Origin of the sequence: Allomesorhizobium camelthorni (assembly GCF_011045125.1) — a bacterium.
Taxonomy (GTDB): domain Bacteria; phylum Pseudomonadota; class Alphaproteobacteria; order Rhizobiales; family Rhizobiaceae; genus Allomesorhizobium; species Allomesorhizobium camelthorni.
Genome location: NZ_JAAKZF010000204.1, coordinates 1 through 2662, shown reverse-complemented (window position 1 = coordinate 2662; position 2662 = coordinate 1). Strand labels below are relative to the sequence as shown.

The following is a 2662-nucleotide window of genomic DNA, read 5'->3' as shown; positions in this document are numbered from 1 at the left end:
GCTTTTGCCAAATACATCCCGACAGATCTCGTACGGACCCTCGTCACGGAGGGTGTCGAGGCGGAACCAGGCGGGGCAATGCGGCCCCTCACCATACTTTTCGCTGACCTCGCCGGGTTCACCGGACTCTCCGAGCGTCTGGGCAAGGACATCGTGCCCGTCATCAGCGCGTACCTTGATCTTGCATCGCAGGCTGTTGAAGCCGAGGGCGGCACGATCGACAAGTTCATTGGCGACGCGGTGATGGCCTTCTGGGGCGCACCGCGCCAAAGAGGCGACCATGCTATTGCTGGATGCAGGGCGGCTCTGAAGATCTGCAGAACCCTGGCCGAGACCGGACCGAGGGATGAGGCGGGGCGACCGCTTGCCGTGCGCATCGGGCTCAACAGCGGTATCGCGCTTGTCGGCAACATAGGATCGGCCACGCACCTGAACTATACGGCCATCGGCGATGTGGTGAATGTCGCAAGCCGGCTCGAAAGCGCCAATAAGCTCTACGGGACCAGCATCATCCTCGGCGAAGACGTCCGGAACGCGGCGGGAACCGCTATCGTCGTCCGCGAGCTCGACCGAATTGCCGTTTACGGCCGCGCGGGCGGAATCGCGATTTTCGAGCTCGTTGGTTTGACCGAGGAGGGGCAGCCGTCGTGGATAGAACTATATGAGGCTGGCCTTGCACTTTATCGAACGCGGCAGTGGCGCCAGGCGGAGAGCAAGTTCGAGGAGACATTGGCGGCGCGCGGCGATGACCCTCCGTCTCGCCGGATGATCAGCCTCTGCCAGTCGTTGTGCAAACATCCCCCCGATGACGGCTGGCAGCCTGTGACCGTCATGGAATCGAAATAGCGGATGTACCCTTGTGGCGCCGCATACTCCACAACTCCCCGGAATCACGCGCTGCAAAAACTCGCCCTCTAGCTGACTTCAATGCATGATCGCGCTCGCAGCTTCGTTGTCGCGCAGCGGCTTACTGAACTCCAGCCAGCGCGACCGCCGATTTGGCGATACCCCGGAGCCGGTCCCCATCGCCACCCGCGCGTGCCAACACTCGCAAGGCCACTACGGCCGACAGCATCAGCCGTGCCGTCGCCCGAGCATCTCGCGAGCGTTGAAAGGGGGTTCCGGCGGGAAGCCGTTGCAGTGCGCGATAGAAGCCGTCCTCGATTTCGCTCAGGCTCGACTCGATCAGCTCCGCAAGTTCCGGATCCCAGGGTGCGACCTCGATCGCCGAATTGACGAGAAGGCAGCCCCGGCGATCCCTCAGTGAAGCCTCCACGAGATCGTCGAAGAAGGTTCGGAGCCCGTCGATCGGATCAGCGCTGGCGTCCAATTCCGCGATCCGCCGCCGCGCATGGGTGTCGAGATAGATTGCCAGACAGCGCCGGAACAGGGAACGCTTGTCGCCGAAGGCATTGTAGAGACTGGCGCCGGTGATCGACATCGCGCTCGCCAGATCCCGCACGGATGTCGCCTCATATCCGCGGCGCCAGAACTGATCCGTCGCCGCAGCCAGTACTGCCGGCTGATCAAATGCTCGCGGTCGCCCCATTCGATCCTCTCCAACCCGGTTCCATGCCTCGCCCCTTGCCGAGCCGGTCGAGCTGTGCAAGTTTTATATCGACCGATCTAAAATTACAATCCCTGCCCATCGGGCATGGGCCACAGAAGGACGCGTGCGATGACCACTTCTTTTTCCCATCTTCTTCCACGCCAGACCGTCCCCGAACTGCAGGTGCCGGTTGCCGGGGGAGGCGCCTACGATATCCGCAAGGAGGCCCCTGCGGCTTTCTCGCTGATCGTCTTCTATCGCGGGCTGCATTGTCCAGTCTGCAGGACGCATCTGAAAGATCTCGAAGCCAAGCTTGGTGAGTTTGAGCGCCGGGGCGTCTCGGTCGTTGCGATCTCGACAGACAACGAAGAGCGGGCGGTCAAGACGAGCCTCGATTGGCAATTACCGCAGCTTCGCATCGGCTACGGCCTGCCCCTGCCGGTCGCGCGCGAATGGGGCCTCTATGTATCCCGAGGCCGTGGGAAGACGTCCATCGGGGTTGAGGAGCCTGAACTCTTCTCTGAACCGGCGCTCTATCTGGTACGGCCGGACGGTACGCTCTATTTCGGCAGCGTACAGACCATGCCGTTCGCGCGTCCCCATTTTGCGGACATTCTGGCCGCGATCGACTTCGTGCTGAAGAACAACTACCCGGCTCGCGGCGAGGTCGATGCATCTTTTGAGCCTGCCGAAGCGAAATAAGCCAGACCCCAATCGCTTCGGCGCGGGCGGTGGCGGCCGACCGCAAGGAGGCCGCTCACGTCTCGGCCCGCGGAGCCACATCCAATCGCGATGGCCCGCGGCAGACTCTGCGCTAAGAATCAATGGGTTGGTACTGGCAGGGGCAGCAGGGCTCGAACCTGCGACCTGCGGTTTTGGAGACCGCCGCTCTACCAACTGAGCTATACCCCTATCGCGGACGCGTTCATTTCACAAAGCGGGAAAGAACTCAAGTCCGGTGTTTGCCTCACGATGTTGTTTGCGACCGGGCGACAATGCCTTCGCCTGCCGGCAACCCGCTCCATCAGTCGGAAGATGCATATGGGAACGCCAGCCGTTCCAAACAAAAGGGCGGCCCGAGGACCGCCCTTTCGATAGACAGCGTTCGTCCGA

Annotated in this window: 3 protein-coding genes and 1 tRNA gene; 2 read left to right on the top strand and 2 right to left on the bottom strand. The window is 62.1% G+C overall.

The window, feature by feature from the left end; translation table 11 throughout:
• Window positions 1-846, top strand: an 846-nt coding sequence (locus G6N73_RS35200; RefSeq protein ID WP_206079267.1) for an adenylate/guanylate cyclase domain-containing protein, incomplete at its 5' end; no start/stop codon positions are given.
• 121 nt (window positions 847-967) lie between these two features.
• On the opposite strand, the gene G6N73_RS35195 is transcribed toward G6N73_RS35200, so the two are convergent.
• Entirely contained in the window at window positions 968-1549 is a 582-nt protein-coding gene (locus G6N73_RS35195; protein ID WP_165034468.1) for a TetR/AcrR family transcriptional regulator, read from the bottom strand.
• A gap of 129 nt (window positions 1550-1678) precedes the next feature.
• Here G6N73_RS35195 and G6N73_RS35190 point away from each other — a divergent pair, with 129 nt between their 5' ends.
• Entirely contained in the window at window positions 1679-2251 is a 573-nt protein-coding gene (locus G6N73_RS35190; RefSeq protein ID WP_165034467.1) for a peroxiredoxin-like family protein, read from the top strand.
• Window positions 2252-2385: 134 nt separating this feature from the next.
• Here G6N73_RS35190 and G6N73_RS35185 read toward each other — a convergent pair.
• Window positions 2386-2461, bottom strand: a tRNA-Trp gene (locus G6N73_RS35185).
• Window positions 2462-2662: the final 201 nt, after the last annotated feature.

Coding starts and splice junctions, on each gene's coding strand:
- G6N73_RS35195 (WP_165034468.1), bottom strand. CDS start 1,549: ATGGGGCGACCGCGAGCATTTGATCAGCCGGCAGTACTGGCTGCGGCG.
- G6N73_RS35190 (WP_165034467.1), top strand. CDS start 1,679: ATGACCACTTCTTTTTCCCATCTTCTTCCACGCCAGACCGTCCCCGAA.